At 58.0% G+C, this 26,076-nt stretch carries 20 protein-coding genes; 14 read left to right on the forward strand and 6 right to left on the reverse strand.

Annotated features, from left to right (window positions below):
* Positions 1 to 401: 401 nt before the first annotated feature.
* From M9Q49_RS10395 to M9Q49_RS10410, 4 genes are all read left to right on the forward strand, one after another.
* Complete coding sequence (locus M9Q49_RS10395) at positions 402 to 1,352, forward strand: polymorphic toxin-type HINT domain-containing protein (protein WP_254508675.1); 951 nt, start codon at positions 402 to 404, stop codon at positions 1,350 to 1,352.
* A 171-nt stretch (positions 1,353 to 1,523) separates the two neighbouring features.
* Positions 1,524 to 3,356, forward strand: a complete 1,833-nt coding sequence (locus M9Q49_RS10400) for a polymorphic toxin-type HINT domain-containing protein (RefSeq protein WP_254508676.1) — start codon at positions 1,524 to 1,526, stop codon at positions 3,354 to 3,356.
* Between the two features lie 131 nt (positions 3,357 to 3,487).
* Entirely contained in the window at positions 3,488 to 4,198 is a 711-nt protein-coding gene (locus M9Q49_RS10405; RefSeq protein ID WP_254508677.1) for a CPBP family intramembrane glutamic endopeptidase, read from the forward strand.
* Positions 4,199 to 4,390: 192 nt separating this feature from the next.
* Complete coding sequence (locus tag M9Q49_RS10410) at positions 4,391 to 4,900, forward strand: DUF2617 family protein (RefSeq protein ID WP_254508678.1); 510 nt, start codon at positions 4,391 to 4,393, stop codon at positions 4,898 to 4,900.
* A gap of 54 nt (positions 4,901 to 4,954) precedes the next feature.
* On the opposite strand, the gene M9Q49_RS10415 is transcribed toward M9Q49_RS10410, so the two are convergent.
* Positions 4,955 to 6,328: an SRPBCC family protein gene (locus tag M9Q49_RS10415; protein WP_254508679.1), complete on the reverse strand. Its 1,374-nt coding sequence runs from the start codon at positions 6,326 to 6,328 to the stop codon at positions 4,955 to 4,957.
* A gap of 114 nt (positions 6,329 to 6,442) precedes the next feature.
* Between M9Q49_RS10415 and M9Q49_RS10420 the strand changes: the two genes are divergently transcribed.
* On the forward strand, positions 6,443 to 6,781 hold the full coding sequence (locus M9Q49_RS10420; RefSeq protein ID WP_254508680.1) for a hypothetical protein: 339 nt from the start codon (positions 6,443 to 6,445) through the stop codon (positions 6,779 to 6,781).
* On the opposite strand, the gene M9Q49_RS10425 is transcribed toward M9Q49_RS10420, so the two are convergent.
* The 3 genes from M9Q49_RS10425 to M9Q49_RS10435 are packed head-to-tail and all read right to left on the reverse strand — an operon-like array spanning position 6,747 to position 9,949.
* Positions 6,747 to 7,556, reverse strand: a complete 810-nt coding sequence (locus tag M9Q49_RS10425) for an alpha/beta fold hydrolase (protein WP_254508681.1) — start codon at positions 7,554 to 7,556, stop codon at positions 6,747 to 6,749. The two genes, M9Q49_RS10420 and M9Q49_RS10425, sit on opposite strands and share 35 nt — an antisense overlap.
* Positions 7,557 to 7,582: 26 nt before the next feature.
* Positions 7,583 to 8,083 (reverse strand): DUF2752 domain-containing protein, encoded by a 501-nt coding sequence (locus M9Q49_RS10430; protein ID WP_254508682.1) that lies wholly within the window; start codon positions 8,081 to 8,083, stop codon positions 7,583 to 7,585.
* Positions 8,084 to 8,086: 3 nt separating this feature from the next.
* On the reverse strand, positions 8,087 to 9,949 hold the full coding sequence (locus M9Q49_RS10435; RefSeq protein WP_254508683.1) for a hypothetical protein: 1,863 nt from the start codon (positions 9,947 to 9,949) through the stop codon (positions 8,087 to 8,089).
* 145 nt (positions 9,950 to 10,094) lie between these two features.
* Here M9Q49_RS10435 and M9Q49_RS10440 point away from each other — a divergent pair, with 145 nt between their 5' ends.
* The 3 genes from M9Q49_RS10440 (at position 10,095) to M9Q49_RS10450 (ending at position 15,682) form a co-directional block, all read left to right on the forward strand.
* Positions 10,095 to 10,976 carry an alpha/beta hydrolase gene (locus M9Q49_RS10440; protein WP_254508684.1) on the forward strand — a complete coding sequence of 294 codons (882 nt, stop codon included), beginning with the start codon at positions 10,095 to 10,097 and terminating at the stop codon, positions 10,974 to 10,976.
* A gap of 86 nt (positions 10,977 to 11,062) precedes the next feature.
* Positions 11,063 to 14,221, forward strand: a complete 3,159-nt coding sequence (locus tag M9Q49_RS10445; protein ID WP_254508685.1) for a DUF1553 domain-containing protein — start codon at positions 11,063 to 11,065, stop codon at positions 14,219 to 14,221.
* Positions 14,222 to 14,230: 9 nt separating this feature from the next.
* Positions 14,231 to 15,682 (forward strand): DUF1501 domain-containing protein, encoded by a 1,452-nt coding sequence (locus tag M9Q49_RS10450; protein WP_254508686.1) that lies wholly within the window; start codon positions 14,231 to 14,233, stop codon positions 15,680 to 15,682.
* A 408-nt stretch (positions 15,683 to 16,090) separates the two neighbouring features.
* Here the strand turns inward: M9Q49_RS10450 and M9Q49_RS10455 are convergent, their stop codons facing one another.
* On the reverse strand, positions 16,091 to 17,572 hold the full coding sequence (locus M9Q49_RS10455) for a DMP19 family protein (protein ID WP_254508687.1): 1,482 nt from the start codon (positions 17,570 to 17,572) through the stop codon (positions 16,091 to 16,093).
* A 181-nt stretch (positions 17,573 to 17,753) separates the two neighbouring features.
* Here M9Q49_RS10455 and M9Q49_RS10460 point away from each other — a divergent pair, with 181 nt between their 5' ends.
* The 3 genes from M9Q49_RS10460 (at position 17,754) to M9Q49_RS10470 (ending at position 21,854) form a co-directional block, all read left to right on the forward strand.
* Positions 17,754 to 18,635, forward strand: a complete 882-nt coding sequence (locus tag M9Q49_RS10460; RefSeq protein WP_254508688.1) for an SMI1/KNR4 family protein — start codon at positions 17,754 to 17,756, stop codon at positions 18,633 to 18,635.
* A gap of 206 nt (positions 18,636 to 18,841) precedes the next feature.
* Entirely contained in the window at positions 18,842 to 20,758 is a 1,917-nt protein-coding gene (locus tag M9Q49_RS10465) for a Piwi domain-containing protein (RefSeq protein ID WP_254508689.1), read from the forward strand.
* A gap of 10 nt (positions 20,759 to 20,768) precedes the next feature.
* Entirely contained in the window at positions 20,769 to 21,854 is a 1,086-nt protein-coding gene (locus tag M9Q49_RS10470) for an SIR2 family protein (protein WP_254508690.1), read from the forward strand.
* 282 nt (positions 21,855 to 22,136) lie between these two features.
* Here M9Q49_RS10470 and M9Q49_RS10475 read toward each other — a convergent pair whose 3' ends face one another.
* Positions 22,137 to 23,516: a DUF1501 domain-containing protein gene (locus tag M9Q49_RS10475; RefSeq protein ID WP_254508691.1), complete on the reverse strand. Its 1,380-nt coding sequence runs from the start codon at positions 23,514 to 23,516 to the stop codon at positions 22,137 to 22,139.
* A gap of 405 nt (positions 23,517 to 23,921) precedes the next feature.
* Here M9Q49_RS10475 and M9Q49_RS10480 point away from each other — a divergent pair, with 405 nt between their 5' ends.
* From M9Q49_RS10480 to M9Q49_RS10490, 3 genes are read left to right on the forward strand one after another with little or no spacing between them, the layout of a single operon-like run.
* A complete protein-coding gene (locus tag M9Q49_RS10480) occupies positions 23,922 to 24,875 on the forward strand; it encodes a DUF1559 domain-containing protein (protein WP_254508692.1) in 954 nt (317 codons plus the stop codon).
* Positions 24,876 to 24,930: 55 nt separating this feature from the next.
* On the forward strand, positions 24,931 to 25,377 hold the full coding sequence (locus tag M9Q49_RS10485) for a hypothetical protein (protein WP_254508693.1): 447 nt from the start codon (positions 24,931 to 24,933) through the stop codon (positions 25,375 to 25,377).
* Between the two features lie 52 nt (positions 25,378 to 25,429).
* Positions 25,430 to 26,014, forward strand: a complete 585-nt coding sequence (locus M9Q49_RS10490) for an RNA polymerase sigma factor (RefSeq protein WP_254508694.1) — start codon at positions 25,430 to 25,432, stop codon at positions 26,012 to 26,014.
* The last annotated feature ends 62 nt before the right edge of the window (positions 26,015 to 26,076 follow it).

Below are 26,076 nucleotides of genomic sequence, written 5' to 3' on the forward strand. Positions count from 1 at the left end.
ACCAAGCTGGATTACGACAACGGCTCGATCAGGTGCGAGTTGGCAATCAGTGGGTTGAGCGTCAAGCGGTCGCTCGCGAACAAGCGCGGAGGCGAGAACTCAAGGCAAACTATGAGCGTTGGTCTCCGATCATCGCGAAGATCGCACCTCAGTTGACCTCGCTCACGGAAGAAAAGCGTCAGGCTGCCGTCAACCAGATTTTGGCGATTAACGACACGAGTGCGCTGCCTGCTTTGTTCGATGCGTTGGGCTCACGCGGTGAAGACGAGCAGTTACTGATTCTTGCTGTGTGCAAGAAACTGCCCGATGTCTCGTCGACGGAACTATTGGCCTGGTTGGCGGCCGAGTCGACTTCACTCAAAGTGCGCGAGACGGCAGCCGAACTTCTGCAGCCGCGCGAGATGACCGATTACGTGCCCCTGATGATTTCGGCGATGTATTCGCCGATCTCCACGCAGTTTGAGGCCCAGGTATTACCGAACGGGCAGACGGTAATGCGCAAGGCTTATTGGCGCGAAGGTATGGATCATCACGAACTGCTGGTTACTGATACTTCGTTCAGAATGAATATCCCGGCGGGGCAGTACTTAGGACCTTCACGCAACCTCGCTCCGGTGTTCTTCAATCAGCATCGCATGGAAAATTTAATCGAAGTTGATAACGCGCGCACCGAGGTCGCTGTCGCTGAAAAGAACCGCCTGACTGACGAAAGAAACCGCCGTATCGCGGATGCGCTCACCAAGTCCACCGGCGAAAAGTTCGCTGCGCAGCCGGACGTATGGTGGAAGTGGTGGCTCGATCTGAATGAATGGACCTTGCCGGACGGAAAGGGCATGTATTCGTATTACCAGTACAATCGGCGGGAAGATTGGACCGATTTTAAGTGGCCGCGTAAGACTTCTTGCCTCAATGCCGGCACGCCGATTTGGACCGATCAAGGGCCGGTTGCTGTCGAACGTTTGAAAATTGGCGACTTAGTGCTGTCACGCGATGTCGAGAGTGGTGAGCTTGCATACAAGCCGGTGCTCCTCACCACCGTGCGTGAAAAACGACAGCTTACGGAACTAATGGTTGGCGCGGAAAAGATTCAAGCGACCGGCGGTCACTTGTTTTGGGTTTCAGGCACAGGCTGGGTGCGTACAAAAGAATTGCAGGCGAGTGATGTGCTCCACACAGCGACGAACCCCGTGAACTTGACTGCTGCCCAGCCGGGCATTGTGGCCGAAACATACAACTTGGTGGTCGCAGATTTTCACACGTACTTCGTCGGCGAGCACAAGTTGCTGTCGCACGACAACACCGTGCGCCGGCCTACCAATGTTGTCGTGCCGGGCTTGAAGCCAGAGCAATAGCGGCAGCGATTACTTCACGAACACATGCGATTGTTTTGATCTGATTAAAAGCAGATTGCAGTCGATACTAGATAGCGTATGCTGACCGTTGCTGCGGCCAAGGTGAGGCCACTACCTTTCATCCGCTGCAGCAGACTCTTGGGACAGGGGCTTGTGATCAGGAGGCGGGTGATGAAGACACGCTTAGGGCAGCTGGGCGGGTTAGTTCCAATTTTGTTTCTTGCTTCGTCAGTCTTCGTAGCAGGCGAAGTACGGGCGGCTGAAGCCGTTGGCGCGAGCAAAGCCGAAGAAGCGGTTCGCGAAGCATTGCAGCGCGAAGTCTACGGTTTGCTCGCAGATCGCGATTCGCTGTTGAGTTCGGCCATCGATGCCGCGCCGGATAACTCGGCAGCGCGCTGGCACCAGGGCTATCTGCGCGGCACGAATGGAGAGTGGGTTGTCGGTGGTGAACCAACCGACAAAGAGCATCAGGAATTGCTCGCGCTGTATGGAAAGCTGCGAGCCGCGGCGGCCAACACGGCGGCAGGCCAGATCGAAATGGCCGATTGGTGCGCACGCAAAGGCTTGAAGGAGCGCGAACGCATCCACCTGATGCGTGTCTGCGAGTTGTCTCCCGACAACATCACGGCTCGGCAACGCCTAGGCTTTGTCCGCGTCGGTCGCGATTGGGTCAGCAAGGCCGACATTGCTTTCGCGCAGAACCGCGAGGCAGCTCAGCAAAAGGCGGCCACTCATTGGAATCCGATCGTCACTAAGCTCGCGGCTCAGCTTGCGTCACCCGATGCTCAAAAACGGGTCGCAGCGGTTCTGCAAATCAAAGAAATTCGCGACGCCAGCGCGCTGCCAACGTTGCAGCAACTGGTAGGACGCCGCGGCGAGGATGAAGAATTGCTCGTCGTTGAAGTTGCTTCGAAGATCGATGAAACCGACGCGACGGTTGCCCTGGCTCGGCATGCGGTGATGTCGCCATCGCTGCTCGTGCGACAGACGGCAGCCAAGTTGCTGACGTCGCGCGATCGCGAAGACTTCGTGCCGCTGCTCCTCTCGGCGATGTACTCGCCGGTCGTTTCGCGAATCTCCGAGTTCGCTCTGCCGAATGGTCAAATCGGTTATCGCCACGCCTTCATGCGTGAAGGGGCCGATCACAACGAAGTGCTGGTGCTTAATACGTCGTATCGCCGGATCGGTCCCAACAACACGGCGCCGAACGGCAATCAATTGCTGTCGCTCAATCGAGCCGCGCGCGATGCGCAGATGGAAGAAGGTGTGGCCGCTCAAAATCAGTACACAGCGGAGTTGAATGACCGGCTCTCCTGGGTGCTGAACACTGCCACCGATGCCAAGTTGCCCGCTGAGCCAGACAAGTGGTGGAAATGGTGGGCCGACGAAAATGAAGTCTTCATGCCAGGCTCGAAGCAGAATTACACGGTGAGCCGGTCCCGCAGCGTGGATATCGTCGAGATCGATCCGAAGACTCTGATCCCGCCGAAGCCAAGCAATATGGTGCTCCTCAGCGTGGAAGTTCTGCGGCCGAGCATTTACACTCCCGCCCCCAGCGATTGCCTGGTTGCTGGTACACCAGTTTGGACCGATCGCGGTACGGTTGCGATCGAGAGCATGCTCGCTGGCGATATGGTTTTGTCGCGCGATATTGAGACCGGCGAACTCTCCTACAAAGCGGTGGTGCGCACGACCACTCGTCCTCCAGGGCCGATCATCCGGATCAAAGCGGGCGACGAATTCATCGAATGCAGCAGCGGGCATCCTTTGTGGGTTTCCGGCAACGGCTGGGTGAAGTCGCGCAATCTGCAGACCGGCATGGTGCTGCATGCGGCCAGCGGCCCGGTGCGTGTGTCGGAGGTGAGCGAAGTAAAAGCCGCGCCGACATTCAATCTGATTGTGGCAGACAACAACACGTACTTCGTCGGCAATCAGAAGGTGCTTTCGCACGACAACACGCTGCGGCGGCCCACCAATGCCATTGTGCCTGGGCTGAAGCCGTAAGTGCAAAACGAATGACTCGAACGGATTCCGAGCAACGAGTTGGTGCGGATGCGACTTTAAAGACGCACCGCACCTCGCCAGAACCGGCGTCGCGACCAGAAAGCTACTGGGAGCTTTCGCGCCGGCCGCTTATGTCGCTGGTGTTCATCGCGCCGATTCTGCTGACGTATGAACTCGGTGTGCTGACGCTCGGTCCCGATTCGTTACGCAACGCAGCCGATGTCTGGGGCCGGCAGTTCTTGCGACTGCTCGGTTTCGGTCAGTATTTTTTGTTGCCGCTGCTCGTCTGCGGCGTGTTGCTCGCGTGGCATCACCTGCGTCACGATCCCTGGACCATTCGCCGCCGCGTGCTGGGCGTGATGTGGCTCGAAGCGCTCACGTTTGGCGTGGCGCTGCTGGTTCTCGCGCGGCTGATGGGGAGATTTTTCGAAGCGAGCGCGCAGGATGTTCTCGCTGCGGTCGCGACGAACACTGAGCGCTCGACGTGGTCGAAGTTCATCGGCTATCTCGGCGCTGGATTTTACGAAGAGCTGCTCTTCCGCTTGATTCTGCTTTCCGGCCTGGCGATTGCGGCGAAACAAGCGGGCCTGAATCGCCGCGGCAGCTTGCTCACCGCCGTCGGCATTTCGAGCGTGCTATTCGCCGCGGTGCATTACCGCTTTGAACTAAGTTTGTTCGGCTGGACGATCGGGCCGCAATATGGCGACACATTCGGCTGGTTCAGTTGTTTATTTCGTATCGCCGCTGGTTTGTTTTTTGGTTGCTTGTTCGTGCTGCGCGGTTTTGGAATCGTGGTTGGCGCGCACGCGATCTACGACATCTTAGTGCTGCTGACGTCGTGATGGAGGCGAACGGAAGTAGCTGAAGTAGAACTGTCAAGAGACATTTCGCGGACGACCGCGAACGTTTAGAAAGTGGCTTTGTGAGGCCGCGAACTCGAACGTATAATGCCACACGTCGCGACTCACACCGAGCCGCGATCCAAGTTGCAGGAAACGCACACCGTGCTCTCCGTAAGACCCAAAGTCGCCGAATTGTCCTTTCAACTTTTCGGCCGCGCGCTCCATCCCGAGCTCTTCAAAGTGTTCGCGACGAAGACCGTCGAACGCGGCGATTATCGCGCGCAGATCGACATCACCAGCGCAGGACACGTCATCACCTGGCGTTACCGGGGACTTACGCTCACCGAAGTGGCCTGCTCGGCGCAGCATCCGCTGCCGGAAAAGCGGCGGCTCCTTTCCTATCGCCTGAAGGGCGAGCGGAACGATCGCGTCGAATGCCGCGGCGGCATTGTCTATCAGATGAACTATCAGCTCGAGCCGGTTGCACCGGAAGTTTTCTGGTCGTTCCAATCCGAGCTCAACGGCGAAACCAAGCACAACGGCTTGCTGCACGTCTTCGATTCCAGCGGCCGCATGGCTTTGGGTGCGGTTAGCTTCATCCACGCCGAAACGCGCAGCCGCAGCCTGATGGTGCAGGCCTTTCACACGTTCCCCGACGACTACGCAATTGTGAAAACGCAAAGCGTCTTCGAACTGCCGTAGTTGTCTGTTACCAATCGCCCCTGCTCCTGCAGCAGGGATTCACCGGCTTTGGCATTACTCCGTCGCCAGCGGCGTATGGTCCAGTTCAGCATGTCGCTTCACATGCTCAAGCACCCGCAGATGGATCCGGTGAATTAAATCGTTCGACCACAGCGTCCAATACGATTGCGGCAGCATGTCGATCTGATACCAGGTGCTCCCCTCGAGTCGAGTTCTGCCATTCGGTAGTTCGATTAGGCGAAACTCGCCGCGGTTGCTTCGCAAGGCGCCTTCGAGGTGCGGTGGATGAACGTGCCGGTAAGGCGTGAGTTCGAACATCGGTTCGGGCTGCTCGACGACATCGAATGCCAGCCGCCGGCCGGGCTCCCAAACGGTGATCGGTTCGACGAACGCGCCAGTCGTGAACTCGCAATGCCGAACCGCGCCGACTCCTTCGCCGACGATGCGGGCTCGCTGCGGACAGGCGATGCCGGCGCGAAAGTACCACTCGGTGGGCGGCGGCAGCTCGGGAAATTCAATGACGTGTCGCCAAACAACGTCAGGCGGCGCGTCGATCTCGACGGCAGAGCGAACTTCGAATTCCGGTGACGGCGCCAGACGCGATTCGATCCAAGCCAGTCCTGGCAGGATCAGCACGACGCACATCAGCTCACGTACTGGCCGGCGCGTGGTATCGGCGATCATTTTTCCGAGTAATCCGCCAAGCAAACCGAGCGGCGCGAGAATCGGCAGCGCCATGGCGATGCAAATCAGTCCTTCGAGTGCAAAGAGGAGCATCGCCAGCGCGCCGCAACATACGGCAGCGAGGCCGATTCCGATCGAGGGCCAATAGCCGCGCGGCTGACGCTGGTTGAACAAGAACGCGGCCAACATGCCCATCAGCAGCGGCGTGCCGATGAAGAGCGATCCGCCATAAGAAGCGAGGCCGTAAGCGCTGATCGCCAGCATGCTGCCGCCGGCGATCAGGCTGGCCGCGAGCGCGATTACTGCATCCTTGGCCTGGCCTGTTTGATTCTCCGCCTCGCGTGTCGGCTTCCATTCGGCCAGCTTTGAGTGCGGCACGAAACACATCACCACCATCCAGACCAGGTTCACCAGCGGCAGGATCACCGTCAGGCCGAACCACGGTGAAAGATGAGCATCGGCTGCGCGGCGGACGCTCATCGAAATGGCGATCCACAAAAACGGCAATGACCAGGCGAACAAAAACCAACCAACCCATGGCGGGCTGCCCACCAGCAGTTGCGTGCGCATGCTCAGGACTGGATTCAGAAAGTCATGCGGCAGGAAAACGTGGCCGACCATGATCCAGATCAGTGCTGCTTCGACGACGTACTTGAAGATCGCCAGCCCAAAGCCGGAAACAGCGTACGCGGCTTGTCCGACGGGTTCGCGAACGCCAAACCAGAGACGCAGCGGGTAAATCATGAGGGCCATTCCGAGGAGAGCGAGGTTTCGAGAGCTGAAACCGCAGCCATTCCTAACAGATCACTGGCGGAAAATAAATTGTTAAACGGAGACTCCGGCTACGGTTCCTTTTCTATGAATGCTCCTGCCGCCACCATCGCTGCCCCGCAAATCCGCTACACCGTCAGCGATTTGCTCAAGTACACGACCGTTTGCGGAGTACTGTTGGCCGCGCATCCGCTAACCGGCGTAGGCGCGGCAGTTTTACTGATTGCGATGGCGCTCGCGCTGGGAGCGCGGGTGGGGTTGCTGGCGGCGGCGCTACTGATGGCCGCTTTTCTCGCGGCCGCGAGCGCGGATGGCTCGCGAGAGTTTTGCACGCTGCTGCTCGGGTGCAGCGTGCTGGGGTGGTATCGATTCGAGCGTTGGCGGACCGATCTTAAGACTTCAGAAACGACCGAATCGCCGCGTTGAACTCGGCGGGCTTCTCGAGCGGCGACATGTGACCGGCGCCGGCGATGTTCACGAACTTGCCGCCAGGAATGGCTTCGGCGATACCTTTCATTTCTGCAGCCGGGGCGATGGCGTCTTCCTCGCCGCAGATGATGAGCGTGGGGATATCGATCTTGGGCAGCTCACTGGTGAAATCGGGCCGTGCTGCCATTCCGCGGAGCGCGGCAGCCACCCCCGCCGGCGGCGAGGCCAGCATTACGGCTTCGGTGGCTTTGACGAAAGCGGCACCGCGTTCGATTTCCCGCGCCGGGAACAATTTGGGCAACATGGCATCGGCAACGACTTTGGTACCTTCTTTCTCCACTTTGTCAGCTGTCTCCTTGCGCCCCGCTGCCGCTTTTTCAGCGTCGGCTACAGCCCGCGAATCGGCGACAATCAGGGCCGCGAGCTTTGCGCGGTGGCGAGCTACGAACTGCCAAGCGATATAGCCACCCATCGACAGCCCGCAGAAGATCACTGGCTCTTTCACGTCGAGCGCCGTGAGCAGTTCGGCCAGGTCATCGGCATAGCGCTGCATCGTCACGGTGCCGGTGGTGACTTCGCTCAGGCCCAGGCCGCGCAGGTCGGGCGCGATCACGCGGAAATCGCTCGACAGCTCACTGATCTGCCCCGCCCACATCGAGTGATCGAGCGGAAAGCCATGCACCAAGAGCAGCGGCCGACCTTTCCCTTGTTCGATGACATTCAAATGGGTGTCGGCGACGGCGACTTTTTTGCCAGCAGGAGGATTACTCATGATTTCACTTGCTCGGGGATTCGACACTATGACAGAAATTTGGCCACCCACTGCACAAACAGCGTGAGAAGCAGCCCGGCAAACATGCCGTAAGCGACATTGCCGAGATTCCAGGATGGCAAGCCACGCCTGATACGCAAGAGCTGCGCCGCGCGGTAAGGAATCTGAAAAACCACCACCGGAAAGAAGAGAGCGCCGGCAGGATTGTAGAGCCAAGAGCGCAGCAACCGCCCATGAGCGAACGCGATGAAGCTGCGGGTCAAACCGCAGCCGGGACAATCGATGCCCGTGCCAGCACGAAAGTAGCACAACTCCGGCAGCGACACGGCCAGCCCCGGAAGTCGAACTTCCTTAGCCTCGTGAATAGTCATCGTGGCAGCGAGCGCGACTACGGCAGCTGACGATATCAGCAGAAAAACATGCAGCTGCAGGTCTCGCCGCTGTTTGGCTTCGAAGGTGTCGTAAGGAATCGGCGCAACAACGAATTCTGCTGCGGCAATTTCAGACTCAGGAACGGCAGCGCTCATCGGTTACGGTTTGGCTGCTTTGGAATCGGCCAGCGCTTTTTCAAAGAACGTGAGTTGCCGGCGAATCTGGCCGGAGTGGGGCTGCAGCTTCACCGCGTTGGTCTGAGTCTTGACGGCATTCTCCAAATCACCCTTGGCGTAGTAGCAGCGCCCGAGCGTATCCCAGTAGCCGCCTTCCTCGGTGCGGATCTCGACCGATCGCAGGCTCCACTTGAGTGACTCGTCGAAGTCGCCGCGAGTGTTGCTCACCAACCACGCGTACTGATTGCAGGCGATGGCCAGTTGATAGTTAAAGCTGGCCCGCTCTTGCTCATCGGTGGCTTCTTCGACTGCTTCGCGGCATTCGTTCACTTCCTCACGGAACTTGGCCGCGGTGTCGTCGATTTGTTGATTGATCTCGGTGCGCTCATCAGCGTTCAGATTCGTCAACCGGAACCGGGCAATCAGCACATCGGCGTCGCTCGGATCGGCAGCCAGCGCCTCGCCGAGCGATTTCTTTTCCTTGACGATGTCTTTCTGCTGGTTGTAGTGACGCGAATAGAAATAGTGCATCCGCGAACGAGCCCCTTCGGGGAGTCGCAGCGCTCGGCGGGCTGTTTCACGGGCGATTTCACCCTTTTCTTCGTCGCCATCGGGAAACATCAAATCAATCGCCGGCTTCAAGCAATCGGCGGCCGCCAGTTCCTCGTCGCGATCGTGCAACTGTTCGGAGAGTTCAAAACGGGCCTTGAAATCGGCATAGGAACCAGCGGCGGCTTTCTTCATCACCGCGCGATACTCGGGCTCTGAATAATTCGACAGCCCCCAATTATCGAAGAGCTTGCGGGCCACAAGCAGATGCTCTTCCAGATTGTCGGCGCGAAGCTCCAGCGCAGCCGCGGCCAGTTCCTTGGCCTGTTGCGATTGCTTCAGCGATTCGTGGGCGTAAGCCTGCAGGTACAACAGCACTGGATCTTCGCGCACGAGGTGCGGAAACTTGCTGCCGACTTCGATCACCACCTGCCAAGCCTGGCGATGGACTAGCCAATCGACGAATTCAGTGACCGCTGGCGTTTCGCCTTCCAACAGATCGATCGACTGCCGCATGAGCGCGATAACTTCGGTCTCGCGATTGAGTTGCTGCAGCGATTTTACCTGCCAGCGATACAAATCGCGCACGACCTGTTTCTCGGTCAGCTCGGGATAGAGTGCGAGCAACTCGCGCTCGGCACGGAGCATGGCATTCCATTCGTCGCTGGTCGCCGCACGATCATACAACGTGCGAGAATAAAGCTGCAGCCAGGCAATGGCGGGGCGTTTGCTGTCCTTGATTGCCTTCCGGATCAACTCGGCGAGTTGCTCACGCAGCTTGGCCGTTTTTGGTTCATCGCGCTGCATGATCGAGAGCGCGGCATGCTTCGAGAGAACCGGATTCACTTCGTAGCGGGCCAAACGGCAAAGAGCTTTGACGCTCGGATCGTCGGTCATGTTGGCCAAGCGGTCGATTCGGCTGCGGCGTTCCTTATCGTCCTGCGAGCCATACGACTTGAGAAGCCGGGCCACTTCGGGCGGATCAGATTCGTCGAACCAACGGACCGTCATGCCGCGAACCAGATAGCCGGCTCGCATTTTCACTTCGACGATGCCGTGATGTTGCGATGCCGCGACCAGCGCGTCAAAGGCTTCGAGACCCATCCGGCTAAGCTGCGTCTGCGCCTTTTGCCGAACGGCGAAGTCGTCGTTGCCCAGTTGTTCGATGAGAGACGCGATTTGCGCTTCGGAATTTTGCGGCGTGGTCGCTGGAGGATCGGCGGCGGTGGCCAGCTGGATCGAGACAGCGAGAACACCCGCGAACGCGAGCGTTCCAAGTAGACGGCGAAAACTCATCATGTGGTCCTTCTCTCGCCTGGCTCTGAGCGAATAATCGGCGGCAACGTCCCTTGTTCCGCGTCCCTCCAGAATACCTTAGGCTGGCGAACCGCGGCAAGCGCAGCACCCACTCTCCCTTCGCCTTTTGCCCAGGAAAATGCCGATGTTTCGCAGCCTTTTTATCCTTGGTTTGGCGTTATTGGTTGCCGCGGGCCGAATCGCCGCAGCAGTTGAGCCGCTCGACGTCTGGCCCGATCTTGCGCCCGGAGAGACAACGCGATTGACCGGCGAAACTCTGCCAGCTCGGCCTGGCGAAAACCCGCCGATCACGCGCGTGAGCAATGTGACTCGACCCACGATGACGGTTCACAAAGCGGCAAAGCCGAATGGCACGGGCGTGGTCATTCTTCCCGGCGGCGGTTTCAGCCGCGTCGTTCCCGATCTCGAAGGAACCGAAGCAGCCGATTGGCTCAACCAGCACGGCGTCACCGCGTTTGTGCTGAGCTATCGCACAACGGCTGATCCGAAAACGCCGGGCTGGCCCAAGCCGCTCCAAGATGCCGAGCGAGCGCTATCGCTGATTCGAGCGCAGGCCGAGCAATATGGTCTGCAGCCGAACCGCATCGGCCTGGTTGGCTTTTCTGCCGGCGGCCAGGTGGCTGCGCGATTACTGACGAACGACGGCAAAAAGCGATCGTACGAACGGATCGATATCGTCGATGATACGTCGTGCCGTCCCGACTTCAGCATTCTCATTTATCCCTGGAATATGTACGACGCCAAGACCGATGCGCTGGTCGAAGGCATCGAACCGCCGAAGAGTTGCCCGCCGACCTACATCGTGCATACGGACGACGACCGCTCGTCGTCGCTCGGTGCCGTGCTGTTTTACGCGGGCTTGAAGAAGCACGGCATTCCCGCCGAACTGCATGTCTACGGCAACGGTGGCCATGGTTATGGTCTGCGGCCGCAAAAGGATTCGCAGATTTCCAGCTGGCCCGATCACGCGGCGCATTGGTTGGGGACGCGGGGATTCTTGAAATAAGTTGAAATTTGTCTTTCGCCGCAAATCGCATTATTCTGAGCAATCCTGCCAAACTTCTCGCCGTTTGCCATTTCACGAGGTCCATGATGCGTCGCCAGGCATCTCTCCTATTCCTGTTCGCGCTCGCAGCGAATGCGTTCGCCGCTGAACCGACCAAGGTCGAGTTCAACCGCGACATCCGTCCGATCCTGGCCGACGTTTGCTTTCAATGTCACGGCCCCGATCCCGGTAGTCGGCAAGCCGATCTGCGGATCGATCGTGAGGAAGACGTATTTAAGAAAGACGGCCCGCTGGTAGTGCGCGGCAAGCCGGAAATGAGCCCGCTTTACCAGCGGATTACGTCGACCGATCCCGAAATGGTGATGCCGCCGCCGAAGGCGCACAAGCAGCTAAAGCCCGAGCAAAAGGAACTCCTCAAACGCTGGATCGCCGAAGGGGCCGCTTGGCAGGCGCACTGGGCTTTCATCGCGCCGCAGCGGCCCGCGTTGCCGGAAGTGAAGGATGAAAAATGGAATAAAAATCCGATCGATAGGTTCATCTATGCGAAGCTCACTGCGGCTGGACTCGCGCCCACCAAGGAAGTCGATCCCGACGCACTGTGCCGGCGGATTTATCTCGATGTGATCGGCCTGCCCCCTTCGCCGGACCAGCGAAAGGAGTTTGTTGCTGCCTACCTCGAGAGAAAGGCGGATCAACCTGATCCGGTCGGGGCGCTCGTCGACAAGTTGATGCAACTGCCGCAGTACGGCGAGCATCGTGCGCGCTATTGGCTCGATGCGGCCCGCTACGGCGATACGCATGGTTTGCACTTCGACAACTATCGCGAGATGTGGCCGTACCGCGACTGGGTCATTCAGTCGTATCAGCGCAATCAACCCTTCGATCAATTCACGGTCGAGCAACTCGCCGGCGATTTGTTGCCGAATCCGACCCTCGAGCAAAAAGTCGCGACCGGCTTTCATCGCTGCAACATCACCACCAACGAAGGTGGCACCATCGCCGATGAGAATCTGGCGTACTATGCCCGCGAGCGAGTCGAGACAACATCGTGGGTCTGGCTCGGCCTGACAGCGAACTGCTGCGTCTGCCACGATCACAAGTTCGATCCAATCACGACGAAGGAGTTCTATTCCCTCAGCGCGTTCTTCCGCAACACCACGCAAGGCTCGCACGACGGCAACATCAAAGACACCAAGCCGATTCTCTACCTGCCGAAGCCCGACGACGCGCCGCGGTTTAAGCAGATCGACGCCGAGTTGCCGGCCCTGCGAGAACAACTCACGACGCGTAAGCAAGACGCGCTGTCTGCCAGCGATGCCTGGCAAGCAAAAGTGCAATCGAGCGAGATCGATATCGAGGCCAAGGAGCTCGCATTGCATCTGCCGCTGAACGAAGGCGAAGGCGTGCCGAAATCCGCCCACGAAATCAACGTTAAAGGTGACTTCGGCTGGCTCAAGGAAGGCAAGCTCGGGCCGGCCGCGATTCTCGCTGCCGAGACATCGCTGAGCGCTGACAAAATCGGCGACTTTGCGAAAGATCAGCCCTTCACGATCGGCGTGTGGGTTCGTCCGCATGCCAAGCTTAACGACGGCGTGCTCGCCGCGAAGATGAATGCGAAAGGCCCGCCTCAAGGTTGGGAGTTTTTGCTGCAGCAAGGTGGCAAACTGACGTTTGCGATTCATTCTGCCGAGCCGAAGCAGAACATCCGCGTCACGACGCGGGGCTCCGTTGCCAAGCCCGATCAATGGGTTCACCTGGCCGCGAAGTATGACGGCAGTGGCAAGCTCGATGGCTTGGCGATTTACGTCAACGGCAATCCAGCTGATTTCAACAAGCAAGGCAACGTCGCCATCGATGGCTCGACGACCGGAGATGGCCCGCTCACGATCGGCCAGCGCGCGAACAAAGCAAATCACTTCACCGATGGCGCGCTGCAGGACTTTCGCTTGTATCGGCGAGTGCTCGACGTGCTGGAGATTCGCACGCTGGCCCAACTGCCTGACCTGCGAGCCGACGCGGCCACGCCGCTGGAGAAGCGAAAGAAAGATCGCCTCAACGCATTCTTCTTCGACGTACTCGATGTCCCCTATCGCGACATCAATCAGAAGATTGTGCAGCTCGATGCCGAACGCAAAGCCATCGAAGCTCGCGCAACAATCACGCACGTGCAAGAGGAGAAAATGAACTCGCCCGCCATGGCGAACATCCTGGTGCGCGGCGCCTACGACAAGCTGGGTGAGAAGGTTCAACCCGCTGTCTTCAGCGCGCTCAATCCACTCCCGGCCGATGCGCCGCCGAATCGTCTCGGCCTGGCCAAATGGCTTGTCGATCCCGCCAATCCGCTGACGGCCCGCGTGACCGTCAACCGCTTCTGGCAGGAGATCTTCGGCACGGGCATTGTGAAAACCGCCGAGGACTTTGGCGTGATGGGCGACGCGCCCAGTCATCCCGAGCTGCTCGACTGGCTGGCCGTCGAGTTTCGCGAAAGCGGGTGGAATGTGCAGCACATGCTCAGGCTGATGCTCACTTCGCAGGCTTATCGCCAAGCGGCCATCACCACGCCGGAGAAGCTCACGAAGGACCGCGACAACCGCCTCCTCTCACGCGGCCCGCGGTTCCGCATGGATGCCGAGATGATCCGCGACTACGCCCTGTCGACCAGCGGCACGTTGTCGCCGAAGATCGGCGGTGCGAGCGTGCGGCCGTATCAGCCCGAGGGCATTTGGGACGTCGTCGGTCTCCCCGGCGGCAACACCCGCGACTACAAGCAAGACAAAGGCGAGGACCTTTATCGCCGCAGCATGTATACGTTTCTGAAGCGGATGGCGCCGCCGCCGAACATGGAAACCTTCAACGCGCCGTCGCGAGAGTTCAGCTGCCTGCGGCGCGAACGGACGAACACGCCATTGCAAGCCCTCGTCACGCTCAACGATCCGCAGTTCGTCGAAGCGGCCCGCAATCTCGCACAGGTCGTTCTCAAAAACTCATCCGCCGAAGTTCCCGCCCGCTTGAACGCCGCGGCCGATCGCATTCTCTGCCGATCGCTGCGCGAGGATGAATTGAAAGTCCTGCAGCCCGCTGTTGCCGAACTCGTAAAGTACTACGGCGAGAACAAACCAAAGGCCGAAGCGCTGATCAAGACCGGCGAGAGCAAGCCCGATGACAAGCTCGATCCAATCGAGCTTGCCGTGTGGACGAACCTTTGCAATGCGCTACTGAACCTTGACGAAGCGCTCAATAAATAGGTGATTGCCATGTTTCCACTCAACCAAGCCGAAGCTCTCTCGCGCCGGCACTTTTTCACCCAAGGCCGCAACATCCTAGGTTGCGCAGCGCTCGGGTCGTTGCTCGCCGGAGACATATCTTCGGCGACTGCTGCCGGCATTCCTGGCGCGGTGAAGCCGCATCATGCGCCGAAGGCGAAGAACGTCATCTATTTGCACATGGTCGGCGGGCCGGCGCAGATGGATGTTTACGACTACAAGCCGGCGATGAAGGATTACTTCGACAAGGACCTGCCCGATTCGATTCGCCAAGGTCAACGCCTCACCACGATGACCAGCGGCCAGGCCCGCTTTCCAATCGCGCCGTCGAAGTTCAAGTTTGCGCAGCACGGCGAGTGCGGCATGTGGGTCACCGAGCTGCTGCCCGAAACGGCGAAGTGCGTCGACGACATCTGCTTCATCCGTTCGCTCAACACCGAAGCCATCAATCACGAGCCCGCCATCGTCGCGATGCAAACCGGCAGCCAGGTCACCGGGCGGCCCTGCCTCGGTTCGTGGTCGGCTTACGGCCTGGGTTCGCTCAACGACAACCTGCCGACGTTCGTGGTGCTCGTCGCCGTGCCGACGAATCGCGAGCAGGAGCAAGCCATCTCGGCCCGGCTGTGGAATAGCGGTTTTTTGCCCGGGCACTTCACCGGCGTGTCGTTCCGCAGCAAGGGCGATCCGATTCTCTACATCAACAACCCCGACGGCGTGCCGAATGAAGTTCGCCGCACGATGCTCGATAGTTTGAAGTCCCTCAACGAGCAGACTTTCCGCACGCAGGGCGATCCCGAAACCAACACGCGGATCGAACAATATGAAATGGCCTACCGCATGCAAGCCTCGGTGCCCGAACTCACCGACATCGCCAGCGAACCGGCCAGCACGTTCGAGCTCTACGGCGAGGAAGCCAAAAAGCCCGGCACGTTTGCGAACAACGTGCTGATGGCCCGCCGCCTGGTCGAGCGCGGCGTGCGGTTTGTGCAGATCTATCTCAACAATTGGGACCACCACGCCAACGTCAGCGGCCGCATGCCGAGCCAGTGCAAGGATGTCGACCGCGCGACCTACGGCCTGATCAACGATCTGAAAAAGCGGGGCATGTTCGACGAGACCCTCATCATCTGGGGCGGCGAATTCGGCCGCACGATCTATTCGCAAGGCGGCCTGACCAAGGAAAACTACGGCCGCGATCATCACCCCCGCTGTTTCACCATGTGGATGGCCGGCGGCGGTGCGAAGGGTGGCACGATCTACGGCGAGACCGACGATTTTTCCTACAACATCGTCAAAGACCCCGTCCACATCCGCGACTTCCACGCCACCATCATGCACCTGCTCGGCTACGACCACGAGCGTTTCACCTATCGCTACCAGGGCCTCGATTTCAAACTCACCGGCGTCGAGCCAGCGCGGGTCATCAAAGATCTGATCGCTTGATCGCTTTCGCCGCGGTCTTCCCTTAGCAATCCTTCGCACGCGAGTTTACAACAGCGCCAACTACTTTCTGAACCCTCCAAAGCCCAGACTATTTCAGCACTTGCGTAGAAATCACCAAAAATCTCCACAACACTTTTGCAACAGTGGTTTTGTGAAGTCTTGCACAACTCAGCATCTCCGCAAACCTCTGCAAGCCAATCATTTGCCGCGAAGGCTCCGATCGCAAACCCTTAATGGTCTGTGCACCGCCACAACAGTTTCACAAAAAACCGCACAACACTTCAAACCGACCACTTGGCTCGCCAGCGAATCAATCAGCGCACGATCCCCCAGCATCTCTTCCGAGTTCCGCCAAGCTGTCAAAGAACGCGGCGCAGCTTGCACCAGCGGAAAATACACAAGTGTCCACTAATCCGGGCAAGCGGTTTTTTGGCGACCGGCCAAGTGGGCCAAGTTGTATTTGAACAGCAACCGGCCGAGATTTTCCTCTTTCGATCCGTACCACATCGCGTCTTGGTCGCGGAAGGGATTCTCTTGCCGGCGGACGAGCTGAGATAGCTGCCGTTGTCGCGTTTGGCGTACCACTGCCGGTTTCTCGGCAAACATTTCGACAGTTGCGAGCATGACTCGATAGCGTTTCTCGGCGCCGATCGCTTTTAGTCCTGCGAGCGCTTCCGGCCAGTGGTCTCCGGACGGATTGAAATAGTACTGGGCAAATCCCCCGTTATTGACCTCCGCGTCCAATTGACCGATCGCGCAAATGTATTTTTCGACGGCGGTCAGCGGCCCCCAGCCTTCTTCCTTGACCACATCCCAGGGATCACGAATCGTGTCGTAGTACCGATGATAGATATACAACGCTTGGATGGCGCCCTGCGCCGCCTCTTCGTTCTGGTAATCCAAAAATCGCTCGAACGTCGCCGAGTCATCGGCGTGCCGATGAGATCCGAGCATTGGCAACGCCTGCCGCAGGACGTTTTCGAGCGGATACTTTAGTGGCTCTTGATCGGCCGTCGCGATGATGCTCAGCAGTCGCTCGCGCGGAACTGCGATCGACTCCTGCCGCAACGCCCGCAGAACTTGCCAGGTCCCACGCACGTTCCCCGTCAAGATTTCTTCGCTGAGCAAGAATTGCGTGGCTCGTTCACGATCGAGCTTCAAAAGAATTTGTGCAATGTCGTCGCTGTTGAGAAATCTGGTATCGCGAGCCCACATGCTGGCCACGGCGTCGTAGTAATCTCCTTTCGCCGACTCCGCGATGCGTTCACCCTTGATGGCCCGTTGCAGACCCCTGAGGACGTAACTCCGCACGCTTTCATCCTCATCGGCCATCGCCCCGCATAACACAGGAAGCGAGGCCGCGGAGCCGATCGAGCCGACGATCAAGGCTGCGCTCTGCCGGATTCGACTGTTCTCGGCTCGAAGAAAGGGAGTGAGGAGTTCGGCGGCTTCTGGTGGTGGAGGCTCTTGGTCAATTATTTTGCACAGGCGGCAGAGTGGCGCGTCGGGGAGCCTATTCTTCACTTCCTCCAGCTGGCACAGACGTTCATGCAATTTATTATCTCTTAAGATCTCGAGGGCGCGCGGATAAACCTCCTCGCCCAAAGCCGCCAGCGCCTGCTCATCGGCACTGCGTTCGCTCGGCGTCCTCTGCTCGAACACGAATTGATCTACCAACTGCCCGATCTTCTGCTGCGACCCGCTCAGTGAGCTACGTGTTTTCTCCACTTCCTGCAGGCGCGCGTCGCTACTCGGCATCAATTCGGGATTGCGAACTACATCCCAAAACGAATTGATCTGGAACGCCTTCTTTCTTGACCAAAAGACCAGCGCCACGGCAGATACGACCATCACCAGCGCGACCAAAACAATAATGGCAGTTGCCTTCATCGGAGCGAGATTGCTTGTAGGGGAGAATGATGAGCAGGAGCAGCGATCGCCGGCAAAGACCGATTCTGTCGCCTGGCCGAGAGAAGTCAATTGCGAGTGAGAACTTCCTGGCAACCCAGTCCAGGTCTCCGCACCATGTTATAACCGTCGCATGAACTCACAACCGGCTGGAGTCCAGTTCATGGATCGTTCGCACTTGCATTTTGCGTTGGTCGCGCTGGCGAGTTGTATTGCCGGTTGCGGTTCGCGGCCTGCCGCTACTGGCAATCCGGCGGGTTCCGCAAACAACGCGGTAACGATCGCGTCCATCGCGGGCGTGCCAGCCGTGACCGAGGCTGCGCTGCAAACGCTCGAGAAGGAGTGCGGCGGCCGGTTGCCGGACGATTACCGGCGGTTCCTGCTGGCGAGTAACGGCGGGTTTCCGACGCCCGATTGCGTGATGTTCACCGAGGCGGAGCACCAGACGGCCACCGATGTCTTTTGCTTTCTCGCCTTCGACGACCAGCAGGCCTGGGCCAGCGTGAAGTGGCATCTGCAGACCTTCGCCGGCCGTCTGCCGGCGGGCACGCTCCCCGTCGCCCGCGATTCCTGCGGCAACCTCTGGCTACTCAGCGTCACGGGCCCCACGACGGGCAGCGTCTACTTCTGGGATCACGGCTCGTACGCCACCTTCGACGAAACCAGCCTCGCCAACTGGCCCCGCGTCGCCACCAGCTTCGACGACTTCCGCGGCCAACTAAAAGTCTACGACCCCGCCACCACCAACAAGGCCATCATCAGCCGCTACGGCATGGTGCAACAAGCCGCCGAAGGCATGGCTAAGAGAGACGCCAGCTTCACCACTCGCGGCAAACCCGCCTTCGCCTGGCATTGCTCCTGCGATGACGACGGCAAAGTAGCAGTGGAATTTGTAAAATACGAAGTTCATGCGATGGCAACGCACACGGATGGATATAACCGGTTGCTGGCGCAGAAGGGGGTGATTAAGGGTGGGCAACCGCGGTTGCCGAAGTGGTCGTCACGGTTATGTTACAAGAGACTTATGAGCTTGATGCGAACTTGAACAAAACGTTTCTGCAATTAGGTCGCGACCTAGCTCGCCAGCACAAAGTTCCGAGATGCGGCCAAGTTGTGGCGGCTAGTAAGAATCGCATGAGCTCCACCGGCACATGATGTGTCGTGGCCACGGGGTATAGTGCCCACTTGGCAATTTAAGGAATCAGGAACATAATGAACGAATGTTCCACATCGTGGTCGTAGGAAGCAACGATGGACGACGATTATAAAATTCATTTGAATTTTCTAGCGATCGACGAATTACCGACATTTCGCGTATTTCGCAAACACCGACTAGAAGGGGAACCCCGACCAAGTCCAGACACTGCATCTTATTCTTTTGCGATCGAAGGCAATTCGGAGCAGCGATCAACTTATTGGGTGCGCTGGGATGCGACAGTTGGATATGCAGAGTATTGGGCCGAACCGTCCGAAAATAATGATCTGACCCGCGCAGCACTCTTTCAATCGCTGGCCTCCGCCGCTGCGGCATCACTGGCACCGACAGAGTACGTTAGATCGAGTGGGTTCATCGACGAATTGTCGTTCATAATGCGTCGGCACAAGGAAGGAAACGAGGTGCTGGTCGTCCAGCCGTATTTTTTAAGAGAGGCACAGCAATTCGGCCTCTTGGCCGGATTTCACTTCCGCAAAGCGGATGACTGCGCCTTTTCAAGGCGTGTTCAGCAATTGAGCCTGAGCCTTGATCGGCAATATCGTCGCAATATCGATTTCTATTTTGATTGGGCGTCCCGTGTTCAGGCCTTTCTAAACGAGCGCGAGCAAGTATTTTCCACGTTAAAATTGCCAGGAAACACTAGAAGTATATCTCTGACTCTTGACTTCAAGCCATTGCCTGCACGCCGCCTTCGCTCGCGCCTGTACGTATTTGCCAATGATCGTGAATCCAAGAGCCAGTTCTCAGGACTTCGAGATTTTGGGCCATTAAAGCCGCTAGATCAGCCTCCTAACCTCCTGTTCGTATTTCGAGAACAAGATCGACCGGCCGCGAGAACACTAGCTGCCGGATTGAAGGGATCCAAGACGCGGGAGCGATTTAGCTTCCCTGGCTTCCAGTCACTTTTCAAATCGGCCCTAAATATCGATTCGAAACCAGTGATTTTGCCCGACGTTTCGCAAGAGTCGATGGTTTCGGCATTGAGCGAAGTGCGATCTAGGCGGGCATTGGACCCATCAATACTACCTGTCGTTGTCCTTCCAGATGGTGACGACAACGGGTATCTGGCGCACAAGGCGGGATTTACTAACGCCGGAATTGCAACGCAGGTTTGCACACTTCCGATAATCCTCGACGACAACGCGCTGAAGTGGGCGATTGCCAACATCGCTCTGCAGGTATTTTGCAAGGCGGGAGGATTGCCATGGAAAGTTCGGCCATCATCAGAACCTACGTTAATCGTAGGGATTAGTCAGTCGCACAAGATTCGGAAAAGCGACGACGGAAGAAGCATTGTTGACAAATATTTCGCGTTCACGGTGATGACCGATAACAGCGGATTATTTCAAAACATTCAAGTTCTGGGCGAAGCTGGCGACAAGACGGATTATTTGGCTCAGCTTAATCAGAACCTCTCCACTATTCTCGCGACAGAATCACAACGGTTCTCGCGTGTTGTCGTTCACACGTCATTTAAGCTTAAGCGCGAAGAGATTAACGCAATTCAAACTACAGTTGCAAAGGCAAGCCAAAAATCGGTCGGAGATTGTCGCTTTGCAGTTGTGAAAGTAAATCACAAATGTCGCTTCTTTGGTACAAACCGACGGGTGAATAGTCTCGTCCCCTACGAAGGCACTATCGTTCGGCTTGGAGGCGGCGAATATCTGTCGTGGTTCGAAGGAATATTTCCTGACAAGCCGACTGTGAATCGGCGGTACTCAGGGCCGTCTCACCTTCAGTTTTTGCGTGTTTCCGATGACAAATCGCTTTCTGACAATGAATTGCTTCAGGACCTCGTGAATCTGTCGGGTGCCAATTGGAGAGGGTTCAATGCCAAGAGCGCGCCTGTTTCAGTATTCTATTGCCACCTTGTTGCCGATGTTGTTCATAATTTTCACGACTTAGGACTGCCGCTTCCAGAAGTCCAAGTGTTTCGCCCGTGGTTTCTATGATCGTCTTACCATGAGTCGTTCGTCCGACATAATATTGCTACTGGGAGCCGGCGCCAGCGTTGAGGCCGGGATCCCGGCTTCCGCCACGATGATCGATAAAATCGAGTCCTTGCTGGCAGTCAATGATGAATGGCAGGAGTATCGTGAACTGTATCATCATGTGAAGAGCGCTCTTTATTTTTCGGCAGGAATCAAGGGAAGATTCAATCTCGACGTGTCGTACAACATTGAAGTGATGGTAAACGCGCTGTACGAGTTGGAAAGGAACGAAGAGCATCCACTATACCCATTCATTGCATCATGGAACTCTCGTTTTGTAGGTCTTGCGGGGCCGGCTTTCGAGCGAATCAAGAAATTCCGAAAGGTCATTTTGCGCGAACTTAAGAAATGGATGTGCCCGGAGAATACTGCCCAAGGAGACTACTTCCGCGGACTCTCGCATCTTCAGTCAGTACTGACTTATCCGCTACGAATCTTCTCGTTAAATTATGATCTTTGTGTAGAACGCCTTGAGCGCGAAGGCACTAAGATCGAGGCCGGATTCCCCGGCCATGGGCCAGACGCTGCTTGGGATTGGGAGCGATTTGAAGGGGGAGACTCCGGATCAAACCAACCGCCACAGATTTTGCTGTATAAACTGCACGGCTCAATCGACTGGAAACGGGATACGAATCAGAATCTCTATCGTGTGGAGCAGATTGAGAATGTCGAACCAAATAGGATGGAAATAATCTTCGGCCGTGATTTTAAGCTCGAAGCTGCTGATCCGTACTTATTCTATGCTTACGAGTTCCGGCGACATTCGTTGCTCGCGCGCCTGATAGTAACTATTGGCTACAGCTTTGGGGATTGGCATATTAACAAAATGCTCGTTCAGGCGATGCGCGAGGATGGCACTCGCAAGATTATGGTTGTGTCGCGAGTTCAAAACGCACAAGATGCCGAAACCAAGAAGAAAGAGATCGCGGATCGCCTTAAGTTGACAGACGAAAGAATCATTGTCGTCGAAGGCTCCGCGAAAACTTTTCTCGAGTCTGCTGATCTTGGGAAAGTAGTCGTTGGAAGTGTGCCGCAAGGCGCAGACGAGCCGTTTTAACGTGTCGAAAGTAGCTTGCTCAGCGAGAGAAAGCTGCACACATTTCGAGGAGGCTTGTTCGATGGCTAAAGATTCGTTGCTAGAGGCGACTTGAATTAAGTGCGCGCAAGTTGGGGTACATCAATTTTGCGGCAAACGTTCTCCCCACTTCGGCCCCTCACCCCGGCCCTCTCCCCTGAGTACAGGGGCGAGGGAGATTTGAACTCGCGGGCGCGAGGCGAATGAAAGCGAGGAGGACTCGGTTAGCGCAGCGAGTTAATAGCGAGAGTGAATTCAGCGACGTTAAATCAATTCCCGCATCGGCTGGGCCTGGTCTTGGACCAAGTATTGTGGCCGGCCGCTGAGGTCGTTGACGGTGGCGTGGGGGCTGATGCCGAGGTGGTGGTAGAGGGTCGCGAAGATTTCGCCGAAGCGGGTTGGGCGGCTGGTGGCTTCGCCGGCGTGTTTGTCGGTGCTGCCGATGATTTGGCCCGTGCGGAAGCCGCCGCCGGCGAGCAGGCAGCTGTTTACGTTTGGCCAGTGGTCGCGGCCGTTGATCTTGCTGATGATCGGCGTGCGGCCGAATTCGCCCCAGACGACGACGGCGACCTCTTTTTCGAGGCCGCGATCTTTCAGATCGTCGAGCAGGCAGGCCAGCGCGTTGTCGAAGACCGGAAAATCTTCTTTCTCGCGGAGGAAGATGTTGTTGTCGGCGCGGCCTTCGGCGTTTTTGCCGCCGTGCCAGTCCCACTTGCTGTAGTTGACGGTGACGACGCGGCAGCCGGCTTCAACCAGGCGGCGGGCGAGCAAAAAGCTTTGCGGCACGCGCGGGGCGCCGTTGACGTCGATCATGATGTTCGCATTGCCGGTCCCGTAACGCTCGACGATCTTGGGATCTTCCTTCGACAGGTCGAGGGCGGCGGCGAGCTTGGACGACGTGAGGATATTGAAGGCTTGTTGGCCGATGCTATCCATGCCGTCGAACAGGCCGTTGCTGTCGACGTCGCGGCGGAGTCGGTCGAAGCTGCCGAGCAGGTTGCGGCGGTCGCCGAGTCGCTCGGGCGTCACGCCGTGCAGCGTCATGTTTTTGCGAATGTCGCCCAGGGCGGTGAAGCCCGATTGGGCCACGCCGAGGAAGCCCGGGCCGGGCTCGTTGTACGGGCCGTGCGTCGTGGTGTAGCAGAGGCTGGCAAAGGGCGGGATGCCGGGGTCGGTGGGGCCCTGAACTTTCGCGACGGTCGAGGCAAACTGCGGCCAGCCACCGGTGGGAGCATTCTGCCGCGACTTTCGGCCGGTGAAGCACTGATGAGCATCGTGCTCGGCCTGGCTGTCGACGATCGAGCGGACGACGACGAGCTTGTCGGCCCGCTCGTTCATCCGCGGCAGCAGATCGCAAAACTCCATGCCGGGAACATTCGACGGCGCGGGACGCATCGGCCCGGCGATTTCGGCCGGCGCGTCGGGCTTCATATCCCACATATCTTGATGGGGCGGCCCGCCGACGAGGTAGATCATGATGACCGACTTCGTTCCTGGTTTGCGACCGCCGGCGGTCTCGGCTTGCAAGAGTTGCGGCAACGTCAGACCACCGAGTCCAAGGGCGCCGATCTGCAGAAAGCTGCGGCGAGAAACTCCATTGCAAAGTGAATTGCGCGTGCCTGCGGCGTGAGGAAGGGAAAGCATCGGCGGGACGTCCTGTGGGTGGGCCGGAGAGGACGGTTTGATGTTATCTCATTATCGGCATCGGATCAATCTTGGTGGATGAAAAGATGGCAGGGACGGGCGGCGAGACGCGAGAGGCGGGGGGAAGGATCGTGAGCCGAAATACGCTGGTCGAGGTAGCGACTTTGGATTTATTTCGAGAAAGTCAGATTTAAATCTGACAGTGTGTCGTAGTTCACAAAGTTTCGTGCGTAGTTACCGCAAAGCGAGTGGCAGCGGCGTTGTGAAGTCGGTCTGAAAAGAAATGACCGGTATTGATTGAGTATCGGGTTTGATCGCGCGCCGCTGCCAGCGAGTGATCAGTCTATTCAGACTCCTCTCTTCACTCGAAGGTTCTTCGCATGTATCTCTCCCTGCGCGCACGGCGTGGATTCACGCTGGTGGAATTGCTTGCTCGTTGTCATTGCGATCATCGGCGTCCTCGTGGCGTTACTCTTGCCGGCAGTGCAAGCCGCGCGCGAAGCAGCCCGGCGCACCAGTTGTGCGAACAAAGTTCGGCAGTTGGCGATTGCGGTTCATAACTTTCACGACACGCGCAACAAGTTGCCGCCCGGCGCATCGGCGGCTGTGTATACGGTGCAGGGCGGTACGACGACGGTGCGGGGCACAAGTTGGATTGTGCATATCTTGCCCTTCATCGAACAAAACGCGCTCTACTCGCAGTATCGCTTTGATATGAACTACGACGATGCGGTCAATTCCGCAGTTGGCGACGTGATTATTCCCACACTGTATTGCCCATCGGGCCCGGATCCGAAGAAATACAAAGATCCCAACGCCGGCGTAACGACCAACGTGACCACGCATTACTACGGCGTGATGGGGCCATCGGGCGCGGCCAATCCCACGACGATCACCGTCGGTGGCATGACCGTGAGCTATACCGTTGGCAGCCCCGGTGCCAACGGCGCGTGGTCGGCCGAGGGCATGATGAGCCAGTATCAAGATACGCCGAGCGGCAGCGTGAGCACCGGCCGCAACATTCGGTTTGCCGATGTGACCGATGGCACCTCGAACACGCTGATGCTCGCCGAGCGCTCGCGGATTTTGCCGGCGACACAGACGAACGACTATCGATCGTGGATTCGCGGCCAGAATGGTGGCAGTGGCGCGACCAAGAACGTGATGAACCCAATCAACGCGGTCTACTACAACGGCAGCTCGAACTTCAACGATTTCAGTTTCGGCAGTCAGCATCCGAACGGTTGCCAGTTTGCCCTGGGCGATGCCTCGCTGAAATTCATGACTGCCAATGTCGACCAGAACATCTACATGGCCGCGGCGAGCATGGGTGGAGGAGAAGTGATTCAACTGCCGTAGTGTGCAAAGCGTTAATTAGCCGCCACACAACTCCTCTGCGTTGGAAGTAATTCACATGTCTAATCGATCGTTGGTTGCTACTGGTTTCGGCTGCGCTGCAATCTTGGCTTTGTTGTCAGGTTGCGGCGATGGCGCGGGGCATGTCTCCGGCAAAGTCACGTTTGGTGGCAAGCCGATTCCCGCGGGCAAGGTTTTGATCCTTCCCGATGGAAGCAAGGGAAACACAGGCGTTTCGGGCTTTGCCGATATCAAAGACGGCGTGTTCGATACCAAGTTGGCCGGCGGGCATGCTGCTTCCCCGGGGGCGGTGACCTTTGCCGTGGAAGGGATCGATCTCGTGCCGCCGCCAAATGCTCCGCCGGACGTGACGACGACGGTCCTCTTTCCACGCTATGAAGAAAAAGGCGAGCTGCCGGCCAAAACCAGCACCAAGGATATCGACGTGCCGTTGACCGCGGCTCAGCGAAACCTGCAGACCGGAACTCAGCACAGAGGTCCGTAGCTCTAGACGATCGTAATTTGACCTGATCGGCAGGACGGTTTAGATTTTGGCCGTGGATCCTGCCTCTTATTCATCGACGAATTCCAGCGTGGTCGCGCGCGTGCGAGCGGCCGATGCGCGGGCTTGGGAACAGTTCGTCGAGCTGTATGGGCCGCTATTATTTTTCTGGGCTCGCCGCGGCGGATTGAACGCGGCCGATGCGGCCGATCTCACGCAGGACGTTTTCCTCGCTATTGCCCGGTCGATCGATCGCTTCGACAAAGCCAAGGGCTCGCTGCGCGGTTGGATGCTGACGATCGTCCGCAACAAGGTCGCCGATCACTACCGGCAACGCCCTGCGGCGGTCGCTGGCGGCGGCACGGAGTTTTTGCGCCGTCTGCAGGAACTGCCCGATGCAGCCGAGGAGGCTCCCGAGGAGCAAAGTCAAACGCAGGCGCTCTTTCGCCGCGCTCTCGCACAGGTCGAGGCAGAATTTGAACGGCGGACCTGGATGGCCTTTTGGCGGGTCGTGGTCGAGGGGCAAGATACGGCGGCGGTGGCGGCCGACCTGGGGCTATCGGCGAGCAGCGTGAGACAGGCCAAGTCGCGAGTGCTACGGAGATTGCGGGAGCAACTGGGCGATTGGCTGCCGGAATAAAGTCGTGTCACACGGCTGCGTACTTGGTGGAGTATGGCAATTTCCTCGTATGCCTGATGAAG

The sequence above is a fragment of the Anatilimnocola floriformis genome (assembly GCF_024256385.1).
Taxonomy (GTDB): Bacteria; Planctomycetota; Planctomycetia; order Pirellulales; family Pirellulaceae; genus Anatilimnocola; species Anatilimnocola floriformis.